The organism is uncultured Mucilaginibacter sp., assembly GCF_937859865.1.
Taxonomy (GTDB): domain Bacteria; phylum Bacteroidota; class Bacteroidia; order Sphingobacteriales; family Sphingobacteriaceae; genus Mucilaginibacter_A.
In genome coordinates, this window is sequence record NZ_CALMAT010000032.1 from 1 (window position 1) to 23,408 (window position 23,408).

Annotated in this window: 24 protein-coding genes (1 of these 24 running past the window's edge); 7 read left to right on the plus strand and 17 right to left on the minus strand. The window is 42.0% G+C overall.

Translation table 11 applies throughout. The features are described 5' to 3' along the window. The coding region (locus Q0192_RS03645) for a hypothetical protein (protein WP_299286221.1) at nt 1–235 on the minus strand (235 nt) is incomplete at its 3' end. Here Q0192_RS03645 and Q0192_RS03650 point away from each other — a divergent pair. Together Q0192_RS03650 and Q0192_RS03655 are read left to right on the plus strand one after the other, a co-directional pair. Then, nucleotides 207–494 carry an ATP-binding protein gene (locus Q0192_RS03650; protein WP_299286303.1) on the plus strand — a complete coding sequence of 96 codons (288 nt, stop codon included), beginning with the start codon at nt 207–209 and terminating at the stop codon, nt 492–494. The two genes, Q0192_RS03645 and Q0192_RS03650, sit on opposite strands and share 29 nt — an antisense overlap. Nucleotides 495–882: 388 nt before the next feature. After that, complete coding sequence (locus tag Q0192_RS03655; RefSeq protein WP_299286224.1) at nt 883–1,401, plus strand: hypothetical protein; 519 nt, start codon at nt 883–885, stop codon at nt 1,399–1,401. A gap of 129 nt (nt 1,402–1,530) precedes the next feature. On the opposite strand, the gene Q0192_RS03660 is transcribed toward Q0192_RS03655, so the two are convergent. Beyond that, entirely contained in the window at nt 1,531–2,322 is a 792-nt protein-coding gene (locus tag Q0192_RS03660) for an SDR family oxidoreductase (protein ID WP_299286226.1), read from the minus strand. A 43-nt stretch (nt 2,323–2,365) separates the two neighbouring features. Then, complete coding sequence (locus tag Q0192_RS03665) at nt 2,366–2,737, minus strand: SPW repeat protein (protein ID WP_299286229.1); 372 nt, start codon at nt 2,735–2,737, stop codon at nt 2,366–2,368. Nucleotides 2,738–2,979: 242 nt separating this feature from the next. Here Q0192_RS03665 and Q0192_RS03670 point away from each other — a divergent pair, with 242 nt between their 5' ends. Genes Q0192_RS03670 through Q0192_RS03680 form a run of 3 tightly spaced genes read left to right on the plus strand, consistent with a single transcriptional unit; the run spans nt 2,980 to nt 6,778 of the window. Then, nucleotides 2,980–3,516 (plus strand): 2Fe-2S iron-sulfur cluster-binding protein, encoded by a 537-nt coding sequence (locus Q0192_RS03670; RefSeq protein WP_299286233.1) that lies wholly within the window; start codon nt 2,980–2,982, stop codon nt 3,514–3,516. Continuing rightward, nucleotides 3,509–4,492, plus strand: coding sequence for a xanthine dehydrogenase family protein subunit M (locus tag Q0192_RS03675; protein WP_299286236.1), 984 nt, complete (start codon nt 3,509–3,511; stop codon nt 4,490–4,492). The genes Q0192_RS03670 and Q0192_RS03675 overlap by 8 nt, the downstream gene beginning before the upstream one ends. Before the next feature lie 48 nt (nt 4,493–4,540). Further along, the gene (locus Q0192_RS03680) at nt 4,541–6,778 is read left to right on the plus strand and encodes a xanthine dehydrogenase family protein molybdopterin-binding subunit (protein WP_299286239.1); all 2,238 of its coding nucleotides are present in this window, start codon (nt 4,541–4,543) and stop codon (nt 6,776–6,778) included. Nucleotides 6,779–6,862: 84 nt separating this feature from the next. Here the strand turns inward: Q0192_RS03680 and Q0192_RS03685 are convergent, their stop codons facing one another. Together Q0192_RS03685 and Q0192_RS03690 are read right to left on the minus strand one after the other, a co-directional pair. Beyond that, nucleotides 6,863–8,179 carry a paraquat-inducible protein A gene (locus tag Q0192_RS03685; RefSeq protein WP_299286242.1) on the minus strand — a complete coding sequence of 439 codons (1,317 nt, stop codon included), beginning with the start codon at nt 8,177–8,179 and terminating at the stop codon, nt 6,863–6,865. Nucleotides 8,180–8,291: 112 nt separating this feature from the next. Next, a complete protein-coding gene (locus Q0192_RS03690; protein ID WP_299286245.1) occupies nt 8,292–8,600 on the minus strand; it encodes a hypothetical protein in 309 nt (102 codons plus the stop codon). Nucleotides 8,601–8,849: 249 nt separating this feature from the next. On the opposite strand from Q0192_RS03690, the gene Q0192_RS03695 reads away from it, so the two are divergent. After that, nucleotides 8,850–9,908 (plus strand): hypothetical protein, encoded by a 1,059-nt coding sequence (locus Q0192_RS03695; RefSeq protein ID WP_299286248.1) that lies wholly within the window; start codon nt 8,850–8,852, stop codon nt 9,906–9,908. A gap of 134 nt (nt 9,909–10,042) precedes the next feature. Here the strand turns inward: Q0192_RS03695 and Q0192_RS03700 are convergent, their stop codons facing one another. From Q0192_RS03700 to Q0192_RS03730, 7 genes are all read right to left on the minus strand, one after another. Next, nucleotides 10,043–10,798 carry an FkbM family methyltransferase gene (locus tag Q0192_RS03700; RefSeq protein WP_299286250.1) on the minus strand — a complete coding sequence of 252 codons (756 nt, stop codon included), beginning with the start codon at nt 10,796–10,798 and terminating at the stop codon, nt 10,043–10,045. 228 nt (nt 10,799–11,026) lie between these two features. Then, complete coding sequence (locus tag Q0192_RS03705) at nt 11,027–12,532, minus strand: hypothetical protein (protein ID WP_299286252.1); 1,506 nt, start codon at nt 12,530–12,532, stop codon at nt 11,027–11,029. Continuing rightward, nucleotides 12,492–12,740, minus strand: coding sequence for a hypothetical protein (locus tag Q0192_RS03710; RefSeq protein ID WP_299286254.1), 249 nt, complete (start codon nt 12,738–12,740; stop codon nt 12,492–12,494). Before Q0192_RS03710 ends, Q0192_RS03705 begins: the two co-directional genes overlap by 41 nt. A 688-nt stretch (nt 12,741–13,428) precedes the next feature. Next, nucleotides 13,429–14,733 carry an asparagine synthetase B gene (locus Q0192_RS03715; protein ID WP_299286257.1) on the minus strand — a complete coding sequence of 435 codons (1,305 nt, stop codon included), beginning with the start codon at nt 14,731–14,733 and terminating at the stop codon, nt 13,429–13,431. Between the two features lie 218 nt (nt 14,734–14,951). Further along, nucleotides 14,952–15,575 (minus strand): Crp/Fnr family transcriptional regulator, encoded by a 624-nt coding sequence (locus tag Q0192_RS03720; protein WP_299286260.1) that lies wholly within the window; start codon nt 15,573–15,575, stop codon nt 14,952–14,954. A gap of 37 nt (nt 15,576–15,612) precedes the next feature. Next, the gene (locus Q0192_RS03725; RefSeq protein WP_299286263.1) at nt 15,613–16,035 is read right to left on the minus strand and encodes a hypothetical protein; all 423 of its coding nucleotides are present in this window, start codon (nt 16,033–16,035) and stop codon (nt 15,613–15,615) included. Between the two features lie 36 nt (nt 16,036–16,071). After that, entirely contained in the window at nt 16,072–16,440 is a 369-nt protein-coding gene (locus Q0192_RS03730) for a nuclear transport factor 2 family protein (RefSeq protein WP_299286266.1), read from the minus strand. Nucleotides 16,441–17,311: 871 nt separating this feature from the next. On the opposite strand from Q0192_RS03730, the gene Q0192_RS03735 reads away from it, so the two are divergent. Further along, on the plus strand, nt 17,312–17,443 hold the full coding sequence (locus tag Q0192_RS03735) for a hypothetical protein (protein WP_299286269.1): 132 nt from the start codon (nt 17,312–17,314) through the stop codon (nt 17,441–17,443). Between the two features lie 77 nt (nt 17,444–17,520). On the opposite strand, the gene Q0192_RS03740 is transcribed toward Q0192_RS03735, so the two are convergent. From Q0192_RS03740 to Q0192_RS03760, 5 genes are all read right to left on the minus strand, one after another. Continuing rightward, a complete protein-coding gene (locus Q0192_RS03740; RefSeq protein WP_299286272.1) occupies nt 17,521–18,525 on the minus strand; it encodes a YncE family protein in 1,005 nt (334 codons plus the stop codon). Nucleotides 18,526–18,704: 179 nt separating this feature from the next. Continuing rightward, nucleotides 18,705–19,706 carry a YncE family protein gene (locus Q0192_RS03745; RefSeq protein ID WP_299286275.1) on the minus strand — a complete coding sequence of 334 codons (1,002 nt, stop codon included), beginning with the start codon at nt 19,704–19,706 and terminating at the stop codon, nt 18,705–18,707. Between the two features lie 75 nt (nt 19,707–19,781). Continuing rightward, entirely contained in the window at nt 19,782–19,973 is a 192-nt protein-coding gene (locus Q0192_RS03750; protein ID WP_299286279.1) for a hypothetical protein, read from the minus strand. Further along, nucleotides 19,942–20,424, minus strand: a complete 483-nt coding sequence (locus Q0192_RS03755; RefSeq protein WP_299286281.1) for a PIN domain protein — start codon at nt 20,422–20,424, stop codon at nt 19,942–19,944. Before Q0192_RS03755 ends, Q0192_RS03750 begins: the two co-directional genes overlap by 32 nt. Before the next feature lie 26 nt (nt 20,425–20,450). Further along, nucleotides 20,451–23,408, minus strand: the 3' portion of a protein-coding gene (locus Q0192_RS03760; protein ID WP_299286283.1) for an efflux RND transporter permease subunit. The gene runs 129 nt beyond the window's last position; the window shows 2,958 of its 3,087 coding nt (coding positions 130–3,087); its start codon lies off the right edge, out of view — the gene reads right to left on this strand; the stop codon is at nt 20,451–20,453.

Genomic DNA, 23,408 nt, shown 5'->3' on the forward strand with positions numbered 1-23,408 from the left:
AAGAATTTGTTGAATAGGCAGGGGTTGCACTGTTTAAAAAAAGGGTTAACCTGACACAGATTTTTAAAAGCACAACCGAAGAATACCAGCAGAAAAAAGAAGAACTGGACCAAACATTTATATTTAATACGGTAAACAAACCAATTTTTGTAGAGATTGATGAGAGCAAGTTTTTCCAAGCAATCAATAACCTGATTTCAAATGCCATTAAATTTACACCTGCTGGCGGAACCATTACGTTAAGTTTAGAAGATAGGAAAACAACTGTGCACATTGTAGTTGCCGATAATGGGATTGGTATTCCCGAAAAATTCCATGCAAATCTGTTTGATAAATTTAACAATGCCAGCCGTGTTGGGTTAAAAGGCGAACCTTCCGTTGGCTTGGGCATGTCCATCATCAAGACCATTATTGATTGGCACGATGGCAAAATTTGGTTTGAAAGTGAAGAAAATAAAGGAACTACATTTCATGTAGAGATAGCTAAAGTTTAAAGTTAGTTTCAGACAAATCGCAAAACAAAAAACCCTGAACCAATAAAAGTTCAGGGTTTTTTATGTGATAAAAGAAGTATTGCTGCATTTTTATAATTGGTTATGTTGGAGTTAATCAATATGATAAAAAATCACAATTGTTAAAAAAGGTTAAACCTAATTGTCATTGATTTTATTCTTTTAGCTTTATTAAATGGATAGAAGAAAAACACTCCTGTTTTATGTACTATTTATCTTTGTTGCAAATACTTTAAAAGGGCAACCTGTTAAAATACAACAAGGGATATTATATAAGCAGGGTTCAAATATCCGATTAGGCAGTGTCAAGGTTTTCAATAAACAAAACAAGCAAACTGTTAAATCTAATCTGTACGGCGTGTTTAATATTATGGCTGCTTTAGGAGACAGCCTTGAAATATCAAGTGCAGGATTTCAAACCATCAATTCAATTGTAACTGATTTTTTAATCAAAGTATTGTACTTAACACCTGCTGTTGAGTTGCCGGAAGTTGTGATCAAGGAAAATTTTTTGATAACGGATCTGCAGGAAGTAAAAAAAGGATACCGCGACAAAGGCGTTTTTTATACCGGAACCCCACACTATTATTATTTGTTTTTAAAACCCATGACGTTTATATATGAGAACTTTAAAAGCGAAGTAATCAATGCACGCAAGTTTAAAAAATATGCCAAACGGGAAGTTGACAATTATGAAATTTCTACCAGGTTTAATGATGATTTGATCAAAAGTAATGTTCCGATAAAAGATGCTGATTTGTTTAATTTTAAATTAAGATACCAACCTTCCCTTTCACAGATCAATACTTGGAACGATTATGATCTTATCAATTACATTAAGCAATGTTATAAAGATTTTGAAAAGAAAGGTAAAACAACAATACATTAAAATTTATTCCCTCTTTGTATTTCACAAATCTAATTCGTAAAAATATTATTGGTAATTGTATTTTTTATTAAAAACAAAAAACCCTGAACCGATAAAAGTTCAAGGTTTTTTAGGTGATAAAAGAAGCATTTAATCTTCTTTTGGTTCCTGTTGTTTTTTCATCATATCGGCAACCAAGTGGTCTGGCATAACGTTGCTCATGCCTACCATTGCTTTGTTTTTAAAGCCGGAAATCACCATGTCTTCACCAGCCATCAAAGCTTCGTAACCGTCTTTCGCTACTTCTGCCGGGTCGGATCCGCTTTGTTCCATCATTTTAGAATCTTCCATTTGAGCTTTGTTAAAAAAATCGGTGTCGGTTTTGCCAGGCAATAAAGCTGTTAACGTTACGCCGGTATCTTTGCATTCCGAGCGTACCGCTTCGGTAAAAGATTGCACAAAAGCTTTTGTGCCGTGGTAAACTGCCTGGTACGGGCCGGGCGTTTTTCCGGCGATCGAAGAAAGGTTTAAAATCTTTCCATCTTTACGGGCCAGCATTTCAGGCAAATAGCATTTTACTAAGGAAATGGTAGCGCCAATATTCAGTTGGATAATGTCCAGTTCGCGGTTAATATCGGTTTCTGCAAACAAGCCGTATTGGCCTTGCCCGGCATCGTTTACCAAAACATCAATCTGGATGCCTTTTGCTTTTATTTGGTCGTAAACTTCAAACGGTGCTTCGCGTTTAAACAAATCTTTTACAATGGCTTCTACTTTAACGCCGTATTGCTGTTTCAGTTCGGTTGCTTTTTGGTTGAGCAAGTCTGGTTCCAAAGCAACCAAAACCAAATTGTATTTATCCTGTGCGAACAATTTCGCCAGCTCGTATCCGATACCGCTGGAAGCACCGGTTATTAGTGCATATTTTTGATTGGTTGACATATCGTTTTGATTTAATGTTGATACTGTTTTTATCGGTTAAAAATTAGGATTCGGTGGCCGGCATTTCTTTAGGTTCGGTTAGCAGGCTGGCTGCAATGCTGGTGGCGCCCATCAGCAAAAAAGCATTGCGCGCTTTTTTGTTTTTAGAAAAGCCAAAAACCCAAGGAGCGGCTATGGAGAACGCGCCGAGGGAAAGGTCTAAAAGCAGGTGTGTTTTAAAAGGAATCACTTTAAACACTCCCCATTCTGCACGCGTCAGTAAAGTGGTTAGCAATACCGTTCCGCCTTGTATTCTGCAGAGTAAGGTGGCTGTGTCTTCATCTTCAAAACCAAAAACTTCAGGTGCTGCCGCCATCAGCGGGATGTAAGTATAATCAGCAAAACCATGTTGCTTTCTCGAAATTAATTTTTCCATTATTTTGATTATTAGTTAATTATATAACTTTATAATTTTAATATGGTTTTTGAATTTTGTATTTTAAAAACCTGGAAGAAAAATACCAGCAGCGGTAAATGCTTCTTTTACCGATAGTTTTTTAGGCACATCCATGCGGATCAAAAATAAATATGCCACCACCCAAACAACATGGCGCAACAACTATTTTATAGGGATAAAAGAAGTATCGCTTTTCAGCCGATACATTAAAATCAAACAGCATGTCAGGAATATTTAAACAAGCATCGGGCAGCCACGCAACTACACTTGCGCCCGCACCGGCAGAACCGGTAAAAGTCAGGTTAAAAATCAACGGACAGGAACATGTACTTAACATTGCGCCTTGGGTTACACTTTTGGATGCTCTGCGCGAATACATTGGTTTTACCGGGACAAAGAAAGGCTGCGACCATGGCCAATGCGGTGCCTGCACGGTTTTGGTGGATGGCATCCGTATCAATTCCTGCCTTACGTTGGCCGTTATGCGCGAAGGACAGGAAATTACCACGATTGAAGGTTTGGCGCATAGCGAAGATTTGCACCCGCTGCAAAAAGCCTTTATCGAGCATGATGCTTTTCAATGCGGTTATTGCACGCCCGGTCAGATTTGTTCGGCCGTCGGAATGTTTAATGAAGGAAAAGCGAATACTTTAGACGATATTAAAGAACAAATGAGCGGGAATATTTGCCGTTGCGGCGCTTACAACAACATCAACGCGGCAATTTTGCAAGTGAAAGGAGAAATGGCCGGTGAATAGTTTTTCTTACCTAAGAGCAGTTAATGTTGCCGACGCAGTTGAAGATATTAACACAAAAAACAAAGCCAAGTTTATTGCCGGCGGAACTAATATTTTGGATTTGATGAAGGTAAACGTTGAACGTCCGGAGCATTTGACCGACCTAACGCGCCTGCCTTTAACCGAAATCCAAAACACCGAAGACGGCGGTTTGCGTTTAGGCGCGTTAGCCACCAATGCCGTTACCGCCTGGAACGAACAGGTGCAGCAGCGTTATCCTTTGCTTGCTAAAGCGATTTTGGCTGGCGCATCGGCACAATTGCGCAACATGGCAACCAACGGCGGCAACCTGTTCCAACGCACGCGGTGTTATTATTTTTACGATACCGCCACGCCTTGCAACAAACGCGAGCCAGGCAGCGGCTGTTCGGCCATCAATGGTTATAACCGCATCCATGCTGTTTTAGGGACGAGCGAACATTGCATTGCCACACACCCAAGCGATATGTGTGTGGCTTTAGCTGCGCTGGATGCCAAAGTAAACGTAACGGGCACAAAAGGAGATTGGGTAGTGGATTTTGCTGATTTCCACCGTTTGCCAGGCGACCAACCGGAGTTGGACAACAATTTGCAGCCGGGCGATTTGGTTACGTCTATTGATCTTCCCGCCAAAACCTTTTCTAAGGTGCAATATTTGAAGCTGCGCGACAGGCAATCCTACGCTTTTGCCATTGTTTCTGTGGCTGCTGCGATAGAACTGGAAGGCGGAACGATCAAAGAAATACAGATGGCTTTAGGTGGCGTAGCGCATAAACCGTGGCGCGATAAATCGGCAGAAGCGATGATGATTGGCAAAACACCAACCAAAGAAAACTTTAGGCTGCTGGCCGAAACCGTTTTGGCAACGGCCAAAGGATATAGCTATAATTCTTTTAAAATAGAACTGGCCAAACGCGCCATTGTACGTGCTTTTACCGAAGCTTTGCAAGCTGTATAACACCAAAAAATACGGCATAAAAGAAGCATCAACCTAAAAAATAAACCAATGAAAAGTAATTATATAGGAAAACCGACGAGCCGTGTTGACGGGCCGTTAAAGGTAACCGGACAAGCCAAATACGCAGCCGAATTTGCCGCAGATGGCCTGGTTTATGGCGTTGTGGTTTCGGGCGAAATTGCAAAAGGAAGCATCAAAAATATAGACGTAAAAGAAGCATTAAGCTTAAAAGGCGTTTTAAAAATTTTTACGCACGAAAATGTTTCCGGCCTGCCTTGGTTTGATAAAAATTATAAAGACCAGGATTCGCCGGCTGGTTCGCCTTTTCGTCCCTTTCAAGACAACAAAATCATGTTCAGCATGCAGCCTATCGCACTGGTTGTTGCCGAAACTTTTGAACTGGCGCGTTATGCGGCTTCGCTGGTTAAAGTGGAATACAAGGAAGACAAACACGAAACCGTGCTGATGGATCACCTCGACAAAGCCAAAAAAGCGCCGAAAGGCAAGGTTGGGTTTGAAGAACCAAAATCGCGCGGCAATGCAGGCGATGCTTTTAAAGCAGCCGAATTTAAAGTGGAAGGTGAGTATTTGCATTCCGCCGAGCATCATAACCCTTTGGAAATGCACGCCACAACCGTCGTTTGGGAGGACGGCGACAAGCTAACTGTTTACGATAAAACGCAGGGCGTGTTCAACTGCCAGCAATACATCACCAAAGTTTTTGGGCTTTCTACGGATGATGTCCGCGTGCTTTCTCCTTTTGTCGGCGGCGCTTTTGGTTCGGGTTTGCGTCCGCAATATCAGGTATTTATGGCGGTTTTGGCTTCGCTGGAATTAAAACGCGCCGTCCGTGTTTCGTTAACGCGGCAGCAAATGTTCTCTTTCGGGCATCGGCCTTCTTCAGTGCAGCGTTTGGCTTTAAGCGCTTCTGCGGATGGAACTTTGCAATCGGTAAAACACGAGGCTTTTGGCGAAACTTCAAGGTTTGAGGATTACACGGAGATCATCGTCAACTGGTCGGGCACAATGTACAAATGCGAAAACGTAGAACTGAAATACGATCTGGTAAAGCTGGACGTGTTTTCGCCGCTGGATATGCGTGCGCCCGGCGCGGTAACCGGCAATCATCCTTTTGAAAGCGCGATAGACGAACTGGCTTATGCCTTAAAAATGGATCCTTTGGCGTTCCGTTTGCGCAATTATGCGGAAGAAGACCAAATGGGCGGCAGACCATACAGCAGCAAAGAACTGAAAGCTTGTTACACGCAAGGCGCGGCCAAATTTGGATGGGATAAAAGAAGCATCGAGCCGCGTTCTATGCGTGATGGCAACCAGTTAATTGGCTGGGGAATGGGCACGGCGGCTTGGGACGCGCAACAAATGCTGGCCAACGCAAAAGCGGTTTTATCGGCAGACGGAAAGTTGTTTGTGAGCAGCGGCGCTTCGGATATCGGCACGGGAACTTATACCATCATGACGCAGATTGCTGCCGAAACTTTAGGCTTGGCGATCGAAGATGTAACGTTTAAATTGGGCGATACCAACATGCCGGAAGCACCATTGCAAGGCGGTTCGTGGACGGCTGCTTCGGTTGGTTCGGCAGTAAAAGCAGGTTGCGAAGCGGTTAAAGCGCAGGTTTTAAAGCTGGCCAAAAAATCCAAAAAAACACCGGTTTCGGGAGAAAGTGCGGATGATCTGATAATTGATGATGGCTACGTGCTATTGAAAAAAGATCCTTCGTCCAAAATTTCCATCAGCGAATTAATGAAACAGGCCGAAGTGGGCAGCATCGAAGAAAAAGCGATGAGCGGGCCAAACCCCATCAACAAATTAAAATATACTTTTAATACGCACGCTGCTGTTTTTGCCGAGGTAAAAGTGGACGAAGAGTTGGGAACAGCGATTGTGAGCCGTGTGGTTTGTGCAGTTGCGGCCGGCAAAATCATCAACCCAAAAACTGCGGGCAGCCAGATAAAAGGCGCGGTGGTTTGGGGCATCAGCAAGGCTTTAGAAGAAGAAAGCATGATGGACAAAAACCTGGGCCGTTTTATAAACCATGACCTTTACGAATACCACATCCCGGTAAACAAAGACATCAACGATATTGATGTGATTTTTGTGGAAGAACACGATGATAAAGTAAACCCCTTAGGCGTAAAAGGCGTTGGCGAAATCGGTATTATCGCCGTTGCCGGAGCTATTGCAAATGCTGTTTTTCATGCAACCGGCCATCGTGTCCGTAATCTGCCAATCACCATGGACAAGGTTTTAGGCTTGAGCGAATAGCTGGTTTTTTTGTTGCCAATTTTAGGCTGGTAAAAGAAGCATTAATGTGTTGATGCTTCTTTTACCAACCTTTTTTTGTTGACCTTAAATTAAATCCTGGCCTTTGGCTTTCTTCTCAGCAGGCAAAATCACCCGTTTTAAGATTTCAGACATAATGAGGCTGAAAAGTACAAACGTTACAAAAATGAAAAAGCCGGGCTGCAAAGCTGTATTGTTGGTGGTGATGCTGGCTAAGTAACTTGTTTTGATGTTGAGCACGGCCAACTGGCTGTCCAAAATCCCGTTAAAACCAAGGTAAGTCATCATAATGGCAATTACCATCACATCGGCCATGCTCCATTTTCCAGAATCAAATGCAAAATAATGCACTACTTTGCCGCGCGTCCATTTGTTGTCGCTGCCAAGCAAATAAATCAAGCCCGAACTTAATTTGCTAACTGGAAAAAGGATGCTGAAGCACAAAATCAGCGCGCCAACAACCATAGATTCTGTGCCTGAAGCTTTCAGCAACAGCAAAACTACTTCCAAAATACCTTTGCTTTGAAAGAACAATATTTGGTTTTTAAAGATCATTTCCTGTCCCAACAATTTAAAATCGAGCAGCTTTACGCGTGCTTCAACATCAATCATCGTCGAACTGACGCCCACTACCAGCAAAATGGCCGCGGCCAAAATGGAAAGGACAAATAAAGGTTTGTACAGCGGTTCGTTTTTTCGGAACAGCCACCACACCAATAAAAACAGCATGGAGCCGCCCATCAAACCATAAGTGTAAGTGTAACTTTGCGTTTTTATTTCCTTTAAAAGGCTGTCCGTTTTTTGGTTATAGGCATCTGTTGATTTAACGTGGTATTTAGCGTAGATTTTTTCGCGCACCTGTTGTTCTGCAGTAAGGGAACTATCAAAAGTGGTTTTTTCCAATTGGTTAAACTTGCTTTGCGCCAAACCTCTCAACCTTTTTTTGCTCGACGGGTTATTTACTTGTTTGATAATTTCTTTGGCAAAAACGGGAACCTGGTCGTGCAGTTCTTTCGGGTTTACAAAAGTGTGTACCGCAAATTTTCTAATCTTGCCCACAAACGTTTTTTGTGGTTTGTTTACGATTGCGAGTGCCTTGTTAATCAACGCATTCAAAATCTGCTCTACTTCTTTTTCCAGGTTTTTTTGCTGGTTTCCGGTAAAATTGAAGGTCTGGATTTGGTTGTTTACAATCGCGGCAACTTTGTCTTTCCATTGGTTTACCGAGAAAATGCCGAAAGTAACGCCGTTAAGCGTGCCGAAATCTTCTTTTATTTTTCTTTGCTGTTCCGAAAGTTGGTGTGCATGATAAGCGCAAAAGCTCATTGCGGCAAGAGCCAGAACCATCGCAACGATTATGATTGGGTTAGCTTTTTTTGTCATGTAAAATTTCGTAATAGTTGGGCAGATTTTAAAAGAGCTGTTTGGATGGTTGTATTAAATGATCACCAAAAATTGCTGCAGTTTTTTGCAGCAATTCGTGTCGGAGCGGCCTTTAGTCTTCCTCAATCTCAATTTCCAGGTCGTCCAAATCATCGTCTTCCGCTTCAATTATGGTTTCTTTTCCGGTTTCGGCCGTTAAAGAAAGCGCGATCAAATTAATTTCGTCGGTTGTAAAATGCTCTTTTCCGGTATAATGATATTTGCCCTGGTCAAAAACCAGCTTGCCCAAATCTTTGCCGTTTTCCTGAATGGCATATTCGCCCGATAAATTTTTTGCGTTTTTCTTTTCAGGTTTCAGCGGCGTTATGTCCAGTTCGCGCTTAACATTTTCTTCTTCCAGTATTACTTTGTACGTATCCATTTTTATCTTTCTTTAAGAAAAAACAACCGCAAAGTTTGTAAATGGTTTAGGCAATACTGTTTTTAGCAGGGAAAATTTGATGAGGATTCGTCATCAAACAAAAAGAAAAACATTTGGGCCAGGTACTCATTATAAGGTTTCTGCTTCTATTAGTGATTAAATTATTTGATTATTAAAAAATGAACGCTAATTTCATCGCTTCCCGTTTTGGGATTTGAATAATTAAATTTAAACAACATTTTGATAAACATGATAACAGCGTTAGGGCCAGGCAGCGAAGAAAGTATAATACAACAAACCGAGTTCAGTATTGAGCAAGGTGTGGACATGGAGAAATTAATTGGTACGCCGCATTTATTTTGCCGCTATTGCGATACGCGGGAAGGTTTTATCATTGTTCCTTTGGGTACGATGACTTTACAGGCAGATGGCCGCGTAACCGGGTACAGCAATCCAAACGAAGGTTACTGGCAGCCTTACGAATACGGAACGGTAGCAGCCAATCAGGCTTTTGCTTTTGTGGGCGCAGGCAACAAATTTATCCCGAGTTCTACCTGGCAGCAAACTTTTGCCGAAATGCCCATCGGTTTTTACTGCGGAGAACCGGAAATGCCACAGAAATTGTGTTTGGTTCCGCATACCAATACATCAACCAACAATATAACGATTGTTTATGTGATTGCAACCTGCTTCCGTTTTTACGAAAAAACAGTTCCAAACCTGCTGAAAGAACTGCTGGCAGAAGGTATAGAACCGGCCAGAATTAAAGTGGTGGTTAACGGTTGCGAAGCAGATGAAGACAGAACGATCAGCGGAATTTCCTACGCTTTTAGTACGCACGATGCCTGGGAGCTAAGTGCGCTCTATGAAGCGCCTTTGCGTTGGGAATTTGATTACGCAATGCTGATCCATGATACAAACCAGGTTTATCCGGGATTTAGAAGAAGGGTAGAAAGCTTTAACCGCCATTTAAAATGGGACCATTTGCCTGCAACACCAATGGCGCGTTGCCTGTTGGGTTTGTACGCGTTTGATTTTTTGGTACGGATTAATAGCTGGCTTGGAAAGATTGACGGCATTAGTAAGAAAGACGCCATAATAGCCGAAGTTGCCGGCGAGTTGTTGCAACGCGCAAAAACCGTTTTGGTAATGAGCGACCCGGAAACTAACGGCGGCGCAAGGCAAACCGAATGGCGCGAAACGGCAGACTTTTTTAATTCGGGTACGCTTCGGGTTCGGCGCGTGTTTCCTGCCATCAATTTGCATAAATTTACACATATTGATTTAACCGATGCCGTAAGTTTGTAATTATTATTGACACTAAATTTAGGCCGATAAAAGAAGCATCATCAAAATACAATACTTCTTTTATCGGTCTTTTTTTAGTGGTTGATAAATTGATTTTTCCGTTTAAATTCTAAATTAACCGAAGCTGGGAAAAATTAACTGCTTTTCGCCAAACACAAAAACTCCATGGCGTTCTCGTGGTTTTCTTCCAAAGCTTTAAACTTGTAGCCAAAATTTTGCAAATAGTTTAAGCAATCTGTCCGCAATTCGGGTGAATGAACGGAAAGAAAAATTATCGGCTTAAAACCAGTAATGATATTTTCCGCTCCTTGTAAAACAGCTAATTCGGCGCCTTCCACATCAATTTTAAGCACATTTGGTTGGATGGTAAGCTTGGCTGCAACGGCATCCAAACTTACGGTAGAAACCAAAGTAACATTTGTGCCGTCAGCGTTAATGGCGCTGTTTTCGATATGGCCCATGGAAGCAATTGGGTTTTCTAAAAAAGTAACGATAGATTGGTTGTTTGAGCAGGCCGAAGGAATGATGGTAACATTATTGAGTTTGTTGATTTTAACATGCCGGTACAAGTAGGAAACATTCTTTACCAAAGGTTCAAACGAAAAAACTTTGCCCTGATTTCCGGTAAGCCGCGAACCCAAAACGGTATAATAACCTACGTTTGCGCCAACATCAAACAACACATCGCCTTTTTTTACAGTGTTGATAAAGGCTTGGGTTTGCAACGGCTCGATCTTATTAAAGTACACCGAAGCACCACCGCCTGCGCCGCCATGCGTTCCTAAAATAAATTTTGCGCCTTTTAGCGGGCCTTTTAAAACCGGGTAGGCCACACGCGGAAGAATTTTACCAAATACCAATCTTGCTGCTGTGCGTAGTAAATCCTTCATCGCTTAATTATAATTTTAAGAAACGATAATAAAGATTGTAAGCACTAATTGTTTGCTTAGCGCCTGTTTAAAACTTACTTGGCAGGATATCAATGCTTCTTTTATCCTATAAAAATTGGCAAACGTTTTGTTTTTTTAGTTAGTGCAGTCACCAATTTTCATAGGGTAAAAGAAGCATGTAAAATCGTAAGCACACAATTTAAACAAGTGCTTAAATTGCAATGGTTTCTATTTTAATTTAATCATCGTAACCGACTCGGCACTTAACGTTAACGTTGCCGAAGTACCTGTTGCATTAAAGTTAATATTGGATGTTGTTCTTTGCCATTTCGGGTTTGCGTCGCTATCTCCAGATCCGGTAAAAACCCAAACCTCTGCTTTTTTTACACTGCCAAAGTTTTTCAAATCTACTTTTACACCTTGTTTCAATGCGCTCTTGTTTAATAAAAACAAGTTGGTTTTACCATTATTTTTATCAACGCAAGCATAAGGTCTTACTACCTGGTTGTCGCTTTGCGCATCTACAATTGCCCCAGAAAAGTTGTTGTATAAGATAGATAAACTTGTACCATTTGCGTTTAAGTTACCCTGGTTATCGGCAGCATTCATAATTGTTTTTGGCGAACTTTCAATTGGTAACCAATGTACGCCATTTGGTTGATAGCCATAATACCAGCGTATATTCCAAAAACTGGAGAAGTAAATTGACGGATTGCTCATCATATCGGCACCAATCTGGAAACTTACCAAAGCATGGCCCAAATCGTTGTTGTCTTTCCACGGCCCGCCAAATTCGGCAGCATTAAACTCGGTAACAATCAGTTTGATATCTTTACCTGGTTTAGATGCATTAAGTGCCTGTAAAGCGTTCTGCACATCGCCATCATTGCCATAAGTTACATTGTAATTGCTGTAAAAATTGTATCCGGAATACGGATAAACGGGGTAATAGCTGATGTTAATGTAATCAATGCTTTCTGCGGCACCGGCTAAAACAGTTTCAAACCAAGAACTGCTTCTGCCATTGGCAATAATTTTGATGGAAGGGTCTACCGCTTTCATTCTTTTCGAAAACAGCTTTAGGTCGTCGCGGTAATTTGCTGCCGTAACGTTGGTGCTGGGTTGCCAGCTTTCGTTGCCAATTTCCCAGAATTTAATGTTGTAGCCTTTAACCTTGTTGGCATAGTTAACCAAAGTTTCTGCGTTTTTTAGAAAATCTTCTTTTGTGGCGATATGTGTGCCATCTTGGCCTTTGTAATAAATGCGGTTGTACGGAATGATAATTTCCGGTTCGCTGCCTGTTGCCCGGCAAAGTGCCACATACTCATCAATATCTAAGTAACGGCTTTTCATGTGGATGCCGTCCGGCTCAACAATATCCGTTTGGTAAGAAAGGTATTCGTACGGCCCGTAGTTAATCAGACATGGTTTAGGTTTATTATAGGGCGGCTCAGACCAAAAAACATCATCATTTCCGGCGCGGATAATGTTTGGGTTAATGGTTTTGATGGTAGTGGCCGGGGCTGTGGGATAGTTCCAGTACGACTGATCTTCCCAATTTTCTGTAATGTTTACGCCTTTGTATTGTTTCGAAATATCATTTTTAACAATACGGGCATCAACGGTAACATGTACGGCAACGTTTGTGGTGTCAACACTTGTGGCAATCAGATCTTCATCTAAAAAATCTTTTTTACAACCAGAGCCAATAATTAACAGGAGTGCAAACGGCAATGCTTTTTTTAAGGGGAAAAAATTCATCTGAAACAATTAAAAAATTAAACAGGTAAGTAAAGAGCTTGAAAATAGGATAGTAGCTTTTTTGAAATTTCAGTTTCAGCCTTTGCGGAAAGATTGCAACTAAGAAAAATGAGGTAGAATAATAAGTTGAAAAGCTTATACCAGCCAATTCCAAACATCCTGCGCCACGTGCTTCTTTCATCTTTTTTTCGCTGAGGTTGTACTTAAAAGATCAAGGCTGTTTACGGCGGCGTGTTGTCCAATGTTTCTGTTATCGCGCTATTTATTCGTTAAAGGGATAAGTTGCCTTTTTAAAAAGAAAATTTTATTTTCTTTAATATTTTGAATGTATAAGGTTCTTAATTAGCTGATTAGCAAAAATAAGTAGGTAAGAATTATACTTTGAAGTGGGAGTAAACTGAAAAAAGTTTACATGAGCGAAGCCTACAATATTTACTGCAGGATTTTATCAATGCTGTTGCCAATCACAGCATCAATTTAAGTATTGATAAAACTTTTTAATTGGATGAAATTGTGAAGACGCACCAATACTTGGAAAGTAATCAAAGTAAAGGCAAGATTGTAATCGAGGTAAAATAGTTGTTGGCCGAAGTTAACTTTGTTCGTCTTGGTTTTTCAAAGTTTTATTATCAGAGTTGTTTAAATTTTTTTGGAGTTGATGCTTCTTTTACCACCTAAAAATCTTAATCGTTTGGTTTTTGATTTATTAAATGTAGGCAGACAGGCACCAATTTTTACCCGGTAAAAGAAGCATCCGGGAATATCGAAAGATCTTGTACAAATTTAAACAGGCCCTTGAAAGTTTAACCAACTTCTATCTGCTAAAGATGCCATACTTCTTTTACCGACCTTTTTTCGACTAAAAACAATCAGGTTTTCTGTTTCTTTTTTTTGGCAGCCGGAAAAAGCACATTGTTTAAAATAAGCCGGTAACCTGGCGAGTTTGGGTGCAAGGCCAAGTCTGTTGGTGGTTCGTTGGGGCTATGCTGATAATCTTCCGGGTCGTGGCCGCCGTAAAAAGTCCATTGCCCTTTTCCGTATTCGCCGTGGATGTAGCGTGCTTCATTGGCCGATTTCATTTCGCCCATAATGGTAACGCCAGGTTTCAACTTGCTTTTATCAAAAGCCGTGGCCAGTCCTTTAAACCCTTTGATCACGCGGTCATGGTCTTGCGTGAGCATACTTGGCACCACGTCCCACTTGGCCGAAAAATCAAACAAAGTAAAAAAATCATTTTCCTGCCTCACGTTGCGCGCGTTGGAAACATCAATATCGCTAAACTCGCGCGAACGGGCACTGGTATTTACCGTAAAGTTTTGAAAAGCAAAAGTCTGGCTGAAATCCAATTTTGATTGAGCGTTTGGATCGGCCGGGTCGCCGTCGTACATCGTTTCACAAATATCTGTTTTGGCAGCAGCCAGCGCGATGTCAAAACTATCTGCCCCGGAACACATGGCAAACAAAAAGCCGCCATTGCCGCAAAAATCCCGGATGTGCTGCGCAACGGCCAGCTTCATTTTGGATACCTTTTCGAAACCTAATTTATGCGCCAATGCTTCCTGTACCACTTTGCTTTCGGCATTTAAATCCTGGTTGCGGCCACCATAACGCCCGCCGCCCATACCGCCGCCGCGGGCCATCCATCCGCCCAACATTTTGCTGTACTGGCCGGTAAAATCTTCGTGGTGCAGGTGCAGCCAGTCGTACTTGTACAAATCGCCTTTCAGCACTTCCTCGTCGTATAAATAATCAAAAGGAATTTCAGCATATTTTAAAACCAGTGCAACCGCATCCTCCAGCGGTCCTTTATCTTTGGGCGAGTAAATAGCTATTTTGGGCGCTTTTTCCAGTTTTACCACATCCATATTGGCAGAAGGGTCGTTGATTTGGGCAAGGATTTCGTTTACTTTGCCATCTGCAACCACTTCAAAACTGATGCCCCGAACGCGGCACTCATTTTCCAGCTTTTTATCATACTTACTCATAAAACTGCCGCCGCGGTAATTGAGCAGCCAGCTTACCTCTTCGCCATTTTTTAACACCCAAAAAGCAACGCCATAAGCTTTTAAATGGTCTTTTTGCGTATCGTCCATTGGTATCAGGAGCGAAGCTGCTTTTCCCAACAGTGGCAACAGCAAAAGGGTGAAAGCAAAAAGGTGTTTCAGGCGCTTCATCTACCCAAATATAATAAACAAAGGGCTAAGAGCGTGTTTAAAATTTATCCAAATATTTTCTATGCTTCTTTTACCGTACAAAAATCATTGTTCTTTTTTGTAATTTTTGTACCGGTGTATTATCCAAACACAAAATTTATAGGCATAAAAGAAGCACTATAAATTTTTACGATAGAAATTTAAACAGGCTCTCAGTCTTGCAAAGCTTTAATCCGCGATCACCTATCGTTATCGGCATCATCGTATCGGATTTCGTTTCTGTTATCAGATGTTTTCATTTTTTGGCGCAGTACGCTTAGAAAAACCGGTGTTATCCCAACGTAAGACGCAATGTGCTTTTGGGCGATGCGCTGCTCTAATTTAGGGTACTGTTTTTGAAATTGATGATACCGTTCTTCGGCTGTTTTTGAAAGATTAGCAGTAACGCGACTTTGGTACAGAGCGAAACCATTTTGCGTCAGGATGCGGAAAAACCGCTCAAACTTAGGCACTTTTAAAAAAAGTTCTTCCAACGCATTATAATCCAGGTAAAAAACGTCTGTATCTTCCAGTGCATCTATTTCATAAAATGCGGGCTTCTTACCAAAAAAACTGGAAATATCAAAAGCCCACCAGTTCTCGGGACAAAATAAAACATTATGCTCTGTGCCGTCGGTATTTTTATTAAAGATACGCAGACAGCCTTTGTTGACAAAGTATAATGACCTACATATCTTACCTGCCGTTAGTAACGCCGTATTTTTCTTTACTAACTTATGTTGTAGTACCGAGTAAACGTATTCTTTTTCAGCCTGATCTAATGAAACATGCAGGGCAAAATTAGCCGTTATCAGGTTATGCATAACCGTTTTTCAGGTAAAGATAACGTGTTTGAACGGATTATGCCAGGTTGATTTTAACCATCGCTATAAGCCGCCAATCTTCGAGGGCAGCAAGGCGGTGGTGAGCGGCATGAATAAGGTAATCTTCACTTTCTACTACCAAACAGAAAGCCTCAAAATCAGGATAGGCTACCAGCACGATATCATCCCATTGCTCTATGTCCGGCGCAACCAAACTGGCAAGTACGTTGCCTACCCAAAAAGGCGCAATTCCGGTTACTTTGAGATTTGATGCTACTTGATTAAATGCAGGCGCATACCGCTGAAAATAAACGTCGCGGCCGGAGGAGGGAGCACTTTGATCATGCTGTTCACCATAGTCAGCCTGATCTTTATAACGGAGCAGATTGAGCATCATCACTGGTACATTTGCGGGTATTTTTTCTTTTGCAAGCCGGAGGTTTTCCAGATTGATCTCCATTGTTTTCATAGATTATTCGGATATTTTGTTAATTATTTATGCCAGTGCGCCCGGAAATCCGACTATGCGGGTAATCAGATTTGCCTCATTATATTCAAAGTAATCCATCCCCTCCTGATCTTCCTGTTCCGGCTGAACAAGTGTCCATCTGAATCGTCCGCTCTGATTGTGGTATTCAGGCTGAGCAGGAAGGCCAAAAGTCCTTATCGGCAGTTGTCCATACGACCGCGTGATCAGATTGGTAATGCCGTCAATGCCTTTTACCAGCGGGTTTTGTGCATCAACATAGGTCGCGTCATCGGCCCAGCAGCGTTCAATTTTTGCTTTAATGTTTATTGGCTCTTTTTCATTCCATGCTTGTGTGTACAGCATGATGGCCTCTTTAATCGTTTGTGGATTGTTCATCTTGTTAGTGTTTGTATTTACCCTTAATTTTAAATGTAAAGGAACAAGATATCGTTGGCAATAAAATTAATGTAGTTTAATAAATAAAAATAAGAGCACTTTCCCAAGTGCACTTTTAACACAAACTTTTTTACATGGGTGTAACAAAATTGCGCTTGCATGGATGGTTAACATAAGTGTTAAAAGCAATATTTAAAACTTTTTAATAATCTATATTTCCACCAAAGTTACGAGTTAGCAAAGGTTGCCTGGACTTGCAATATTGAGCTTTGAGCTTAAGATATGTGATCCTGTTGTATAAAAAAACCCGCTCAAACAAGCGGGATTTTCTAAATTAAAAGCCTTAACTATTTCTGCTGGTTCTGATGAAAACAAAACCTTGCGAGCCTCCTAAAAAACTCTTCGTCCAGTTTCTGCCATACCAATACAAACATCCACAAATCCAGGCCCTAAAAACTTGACCCACAAGTCTAAATCCGCAAAAACAGTTGAATCGAACACCAGAAAACAAGCTTTTTCTAAAGTAGAAAGGCTGTTTTCCTTCAGGTAATTTGCTTTTTCCTTTAAGTATTCTGCCTTTTACTTCAGGTAAACAGCCTTTTCCTTTAAGTATTTTGGCTTTTGCATGAAGGAAAGCGGCATATCCTTGCAGTACTTTGGCTTTTCCTTCAGGTAAAACGGCTTTTACTTAAAGGAATCTGGCTTTTACTTAAAGGGTTTTGGCTTTTCCTTTAGGTATCTTGCCTTTTACTTCAAGGAATCTGGCTTTTACTTTAAGTATTTTTGAGCTTATCTGCTGGTCGAAGCCTGTTATGCCAGTCTTTCAGCTTAAACATTTAAATCCTTTAATCCCTAAAACAAAAAATCCCGCTTGTTAAAAGCAGGATTTTCCAAATTAAAACAAACCTATTTTTTTATTGCATCTGATAAACCAAAACCAATTACTACTCCTGATTCTGATCCTGTCGTTTGTGCTGAAGAGATTTGGAACAAGGAAAAGTAACATCTACTAACCTTCCTTTTTCTGCGTCTTGCAACTTTTACCCATATTTTTTTGGAAGTAAAAGCTTCAGATGCTAATCATTCCTTACCAACTTCAATAATATGAAATGTGCCGGGAACTTGTTTCGGACGACCACCGGCAGGATTAGGTTCTGTTTTAGCTGCTGGCAGGTATAGTTTATGAGTAATCAGGTCGATGCCAATGGTTCGCGCACTTGGTTCTGAAGGAATGTTCTCCACAAATTCAAGCTTGTCCGCGCTCGTTTCTTTTATTACGCTGATGGTTCCTTCACCGTTTGAAGCATAAGCTAATTTAAGTGCAGGATCAAACACAACACCATCTGTTCCGCCAATTGGAAACTTACCTACTGTTTTACCGTTAGCAGGATCCATTACGACCATCGTTTTAGTGTCTCCGCAACCAATAAAAAGGCGATTCGTCTTTCGGTCAATATCAAGTCCGGTTGGCGATTCACCGCCATTTATTTTGTATCTTGTAATCTCTTTGTAGGTAGTTGCATCAATTACAATCAAGGTGCTTGTGCCTTCGCCGTTTATAAAAATTTTACCTTTCCCATCAGAGACCGCAGTTTCGGGCTTATCATTTAAAGGTATGGTAGCAACCACTTGATCTGTTTTCGGGTCAAGAACTGTTGCATCTTTACTCCGGCCGTTACAGGTCATGATTTTTTTGGAGAAGTCATCGTAAAATATAGCATCCGGATTTTCGCCAACTGGTATTTGGGATATTACTTTCAATGTTTTTAAATCGAAAACAACAACAGCATTTGCTCTTCCCGCACTGATATAACCCTTGTTTAATGCTTTAACCAACGCTATGCCATGCACACCGGGCGTATTAGGAATGTAACCTATCGAATCGCCCGTAGTGGTACTCAATACATTAACCTGGTTGCCATGAGAAGTATATATGCGCTTTGAGGCTCCATCTACAGTGATGTAATCCCAGCCACCGCTACTTGCAATAGGTAAATTTTTGAGAATATGGAAACCTGTTTTAGATTGTGCTTTAACATTACAAACAAATAAGATTAGCAGAAATACAAGGGTGAGCTTTTTCATAAAAATATTTTTTGCTATTTATAATAATATCCTGTAGAAATTCTGTAGAAACTTAACGATGCAAGCTTTCTTTAAAGTATTGGGGGGCATAAAATGCCCGAATAGAAAGCCGCTAAACCCTAAAATCCCATCCATAAAAAAAAGCAGGATTTCCTAAATTAAAAAAAGATTATTCTCGTTTATTGCATCTTATAAACCAAAACCTTAAAAGTTCCCGGAATTGCATTACGTGTTCCAGCCACTATATCGGCAACGCTTAAATAAATTTTATGCGTTTTGGTATCTAAAGCTAATGTTTTAGCCCGTACTTGTGTTTTCAGGGTTTGCACAACAGCATACTCATCGGCAGTTTTTTGTTTGATGATGGTAACTGTTCCATCTCCGTTAGAAGCAAAAACGAGTTTGGTTTGCGGGTCGTAAGCAACGGCATCCACACCGGTACCGATGGGAAGGGTGGCAATCACTTTGCCGCTGGTTTCATCCACCACGCTTAAACCTTTGTTTTCGCGGCAAACGGTAAACAGGCGTTTGTTTTTGGCATCCAAAGCCAAACCAGTTGGGCCGCCGCATGGGTTTAACGGATAGTTTTTCAGCACTTTCTGGGTTTTGGCATCAATCACGTCCATACTGTTTTTATCCTCTAAATTATTGTAGATGTTGCCTTTGCCATCGCTCACGGCAAATTCCGGCCCGCCGCCAAGGGCTACCGTTCCAACCTGTTTCATCGTTTGCGGATCAATCACTGCGGCATTGTTGCTTTCTCCGCAGAAAGTAAAAACACGGTCGGAAAAAGGGTCGTACATAATTGCGTCCGGGCCGTTAACCGAAGTGAGCGGAATAGTTTCGATAGTTTTTAACGTTTTCAGGTCAAAAGCAACAACTGCATTGGCGCGGCCATCACTGATAAAACCCTTGTTCAATTTGTTATCAATGGCAATGCCATGAACGCCTTTCATATCGCTGATGGTGCCAATGCTTTTTTCGGTTGCCAAATCTATGACGTTGACCGCCGTTCCATGCGAAACATACAAGCGGTTGTTTGCGGCATCAATCGACAAATAATCATAACCGCCGTCGCCAGTCAGCGGAATAGTTTTATCGGCCACATAAGTTTGGGCGCGGGAGAACAAAGAAATACTGCATAAAAACAGTATCAGCGAAAATTTGAGGGTTGGTTTCATACTTCTTTTATCGGTTAAAAATGTGTTAAACTCAAAAAACCCTACTTAAAGTAAAATTTTTAAAGCCTGAAAATGTTAGGAATCTTTTTTGTTGTCTTTATTGAAATAAGGATCGTTTTCATCCTTTTTGTCTAAAAGTAATTTGTCTAAAAAAGCACGTTCCTCTTCAAAAGTCATGTCTTTAATTTCATTGCTTATTTGATCGCGGATAACACGCATCTGCTTTACTAAGCCTTCAATTGTCGGGTTGTCTACTTGCATCGTCATAGTTTATAATTTCTTTTGGTGTTCTGATTTCGATCATATTATAGCCTAACTGATAATTAATGCCGTTGTAACCACGGATCTTATCTAAATTAACAATGTGTTTAAAATTCCAGCTTACCAAAACATCTGCTTTTGCAATGGTGGCCATAGCAATGTGTTGGCAATCTGCCCGGCTGGTTTGTCCAACAACTTTAGCCTGTATATATTGGTTCGCCAGGTTAGCTGCTTCCTCTGTCAGTTTAACCCACTCGATTTGTTGAGAAGGAATGGTCTCTAAAAAGTCTTTAACTTGTTTTGGTGCCCTTAACAGTTCGGCTTTTAAAAGGTCCGAAATAATAATTTTGAAACTCTCTTGTTCCACAGCCTCGAAAAAGGGAATAGTTGCAGCAGAAAACTCTTTGTCAAACCGCCCACCCATCACAGATGTATCTATATAAACCCGTTTTACCATTAATGTAAAGATAGTGATAAACTAAGTTATTGTTTGCTGGTGGTATCAGCATTTGTATCCGATAGATCATGCATGGACTGTGCAGTTTCATTTCGGTACAAAATGCGGATCATGCTTGGCAAAATGATCAGCAGCAAAGGCATCGCTACCACAAAACCGCCGATCACGGCAATGGCCAGCGGCTGGTGCAGTTGTGCGCCTGCGCCAATGCCCAAAGCCAAAGGCAAAAGCGCAATGATGGCACCCAAAGCCGTCATCAGTTTAGGGCGAAGGCGGGTAGAAATGGAATAAACAACGGCTTCATCCACCGTACTTTGCAGCATGCTTTGTTTAAATTGCAAGAAAGTGAAAATTGCGTTTTCACCGATGATGCCCACAATCATAATCAACCCAGTATAGCTGCCAACGTTTAAAGGTGTGTTGGTGAGGAGCAAGGCCAGGAAACTGCCGGCAATGCCCAACACGCCGATGACGAGGATGAGCAGCGCAATCCGAAATTGTTTGAATAAAAACAGGATCACCCCAAAAACCAGCAAACTGGAAGTGATGAGGATGATGAGCAGTTCTTTAAACGATTGCTGCTGCTCGGCATACGCGCCGCCGTATTCCACGTGGTAACCTTGGGGCAGGTTTACTTTTTCGGCAATGTTTTTTTGAATGGCTGGCATCACCGTTCCCAAATCGCTGTTTTCCAAACGCGCACTGATCACGCCCATGGATTGCAGGTTTTCGCGCTCAATTTCGGCATCACCGGCACGCAGTTCTACGTTCGCCAGTCCGGAGATTGGTATTTGCTGGCCATTGTTCAAAAACAAATTCATGTTCTTGATGCCTTCCACACTCAAACTGCGGTTGCCGGGGTAAACCATGCGGATGGGCGAAAGCTGCTGCGTTTCGTACAAACTGCCAATCACGTTACCTTCCAAGGCCGTTTGCACCTGGAACTGCAGACCGGCAGGCGTGAGGCCGTACTGCGCCAGCTTGCTGTAATCCGGCACGATGCTGACGGCCGGACCGGCAATCACGATGCCATCAAAAACATCAGCCGTGCCTTTTACGGCGGTTACGGCGGCGGCAACTTGTTTGGATAATGCTTGCAATTTTTGCTGGTTATCGCCAAAAACCTTAATCTCGATGGGTTGTGCCGAAGTCATCAAATCGCCCAGCATATCCGTAATCACTTGTCCGAAATCTACGCGCAAAGCTGGTTGCGAAGTTTCAATCTGCTTCCGCAAGTCGCTGCTTACTTCTTCTGTGGTTTTGTCGCGTTGTTTTTTAAGCTGGATGAGGTAATCGCCGCGGTTTGGTTCGGTAATAAAAAAGCCCATTTGCGTTCCAGTGCGTCGCGAATAAGCCGCAACTTCCGGTTGTTTGATGATGATCTTTTCCACTTCGCGCAGCATCCGGTCGGTTTCTTCCAGCGAAGTTCCGGGCGGCGAACTGTAATCCAGCACAATGCTGCCTTCGTCCATGTCCGGCAAAAAACCAGTGGCCAATCTTCCAGGCACAAACACAATTATTGCCAGTAAAAACAGCATGATGGCAAAGCTGATTACAGGCCGCAAAATAAAAAACGAAACCCAGCGCTGCTGTTTTACGTTGTGTGCCAATGCTTCTTTTACCACCCTTTTTTTGGTATTGCTTAACAGGAGATAAATCACCGGCAAGCCAATCCAGGTAACAAAAAAGGAGCAGACCAAAGTAATGATCATCGTGTTGGTCATCACCTTAAAATATGCGCCGGCCACGCCGCTCATCAACACAAACGGAATAAAAATAACAATGGTGCTGATGGAAGAACCGATCATGGCAGGCAGCAGATAGTTGATAGCCCTTTGCAGCAGGTTGCGCGTTGGTTCTTCGGGATGTTCTTCGTGCGTGCGGTGAATTTGCTCGACCACAACAATGGCATCGTCAATAATTAAACCGATGGCGGCGGCAATGGCGCCCAGCGTCATGATGTTGAACGTGTAACCGATGACATACAGCACAACCAGCGTTAAACCAAGCGTAACCGGAATGGTGAACAGGATAACTGCACTCGCTTTTAAGGAACGTAAAAACAGTATCGCTACCACAATGGCCAGTGCCAAACCAATCCACAAACTATCGCCCACGCTTTTTACGGATTCATTTACAAAATCCGCCTGCACATAATATGGTTTGATGGTTACATCTTTCGGCAGGATTTTTTGCAGCCGCTGCACCTGCTTTTCCATATCCGCAGAAAGCGAAATCAGGTTGGCATTGGGCTGTTTGATGACCGCAATCAGTACGCCTTCGTGTCCGTTTGCGTTGATCTTGGTGTACTCAATACCGGGATTAATCTGCACATCGGCAAAATCTTTCATCCTCACCACGCGCTTGCTGTTGTTGCTTACCACAACGTTTTCCAATTGGTCTTTGGCGTTCAGCGTGGCATCGGTAACGGTGAGGTACAGCATTTTATAATCCGACAGATAACCTTCGGATCTCACAAAATCGGTTTGGTTGAGTGTGTTGCTAATCATGTCGGGCGTTAATGAAAGCGCACTCATCTTTTGCTTGTTCAGCAGCAGCCAGTATTCTTTTACCTTGCCGCCAATCACACGGATTTCGGAAACGCCACTGACCTGTGATAAAAAAGGTTTGATGGTGAACGTGGCCAACTGCCGCAACTCGATAGGCGATTTATCGTGGCTTTCCAATGTGTAGCCGCTGACCGGCAAAATGGAAGGGTTCATTTTTTCCACCGAAACTTGCACATCGGCCGGCAAATCGTTTCGGATTTTGCTGATCTGTGATTCGATGCGCTGCTGGCTCAAATCAATGTTCGCGCTCCAGTTCATAAATGCCGAAATCTCGCAACTGCCGCGGCTGGTGGTGCTTCTAACGTAGTTAAGTTCCGGGATTTGTTTCACGGCGTTTTCCAAAGGTTTGGTTACCGTGATCATCATTTTGTTTACCGGTTGCAAACCTTCATCAGCAATAATTTTAATTTTAGG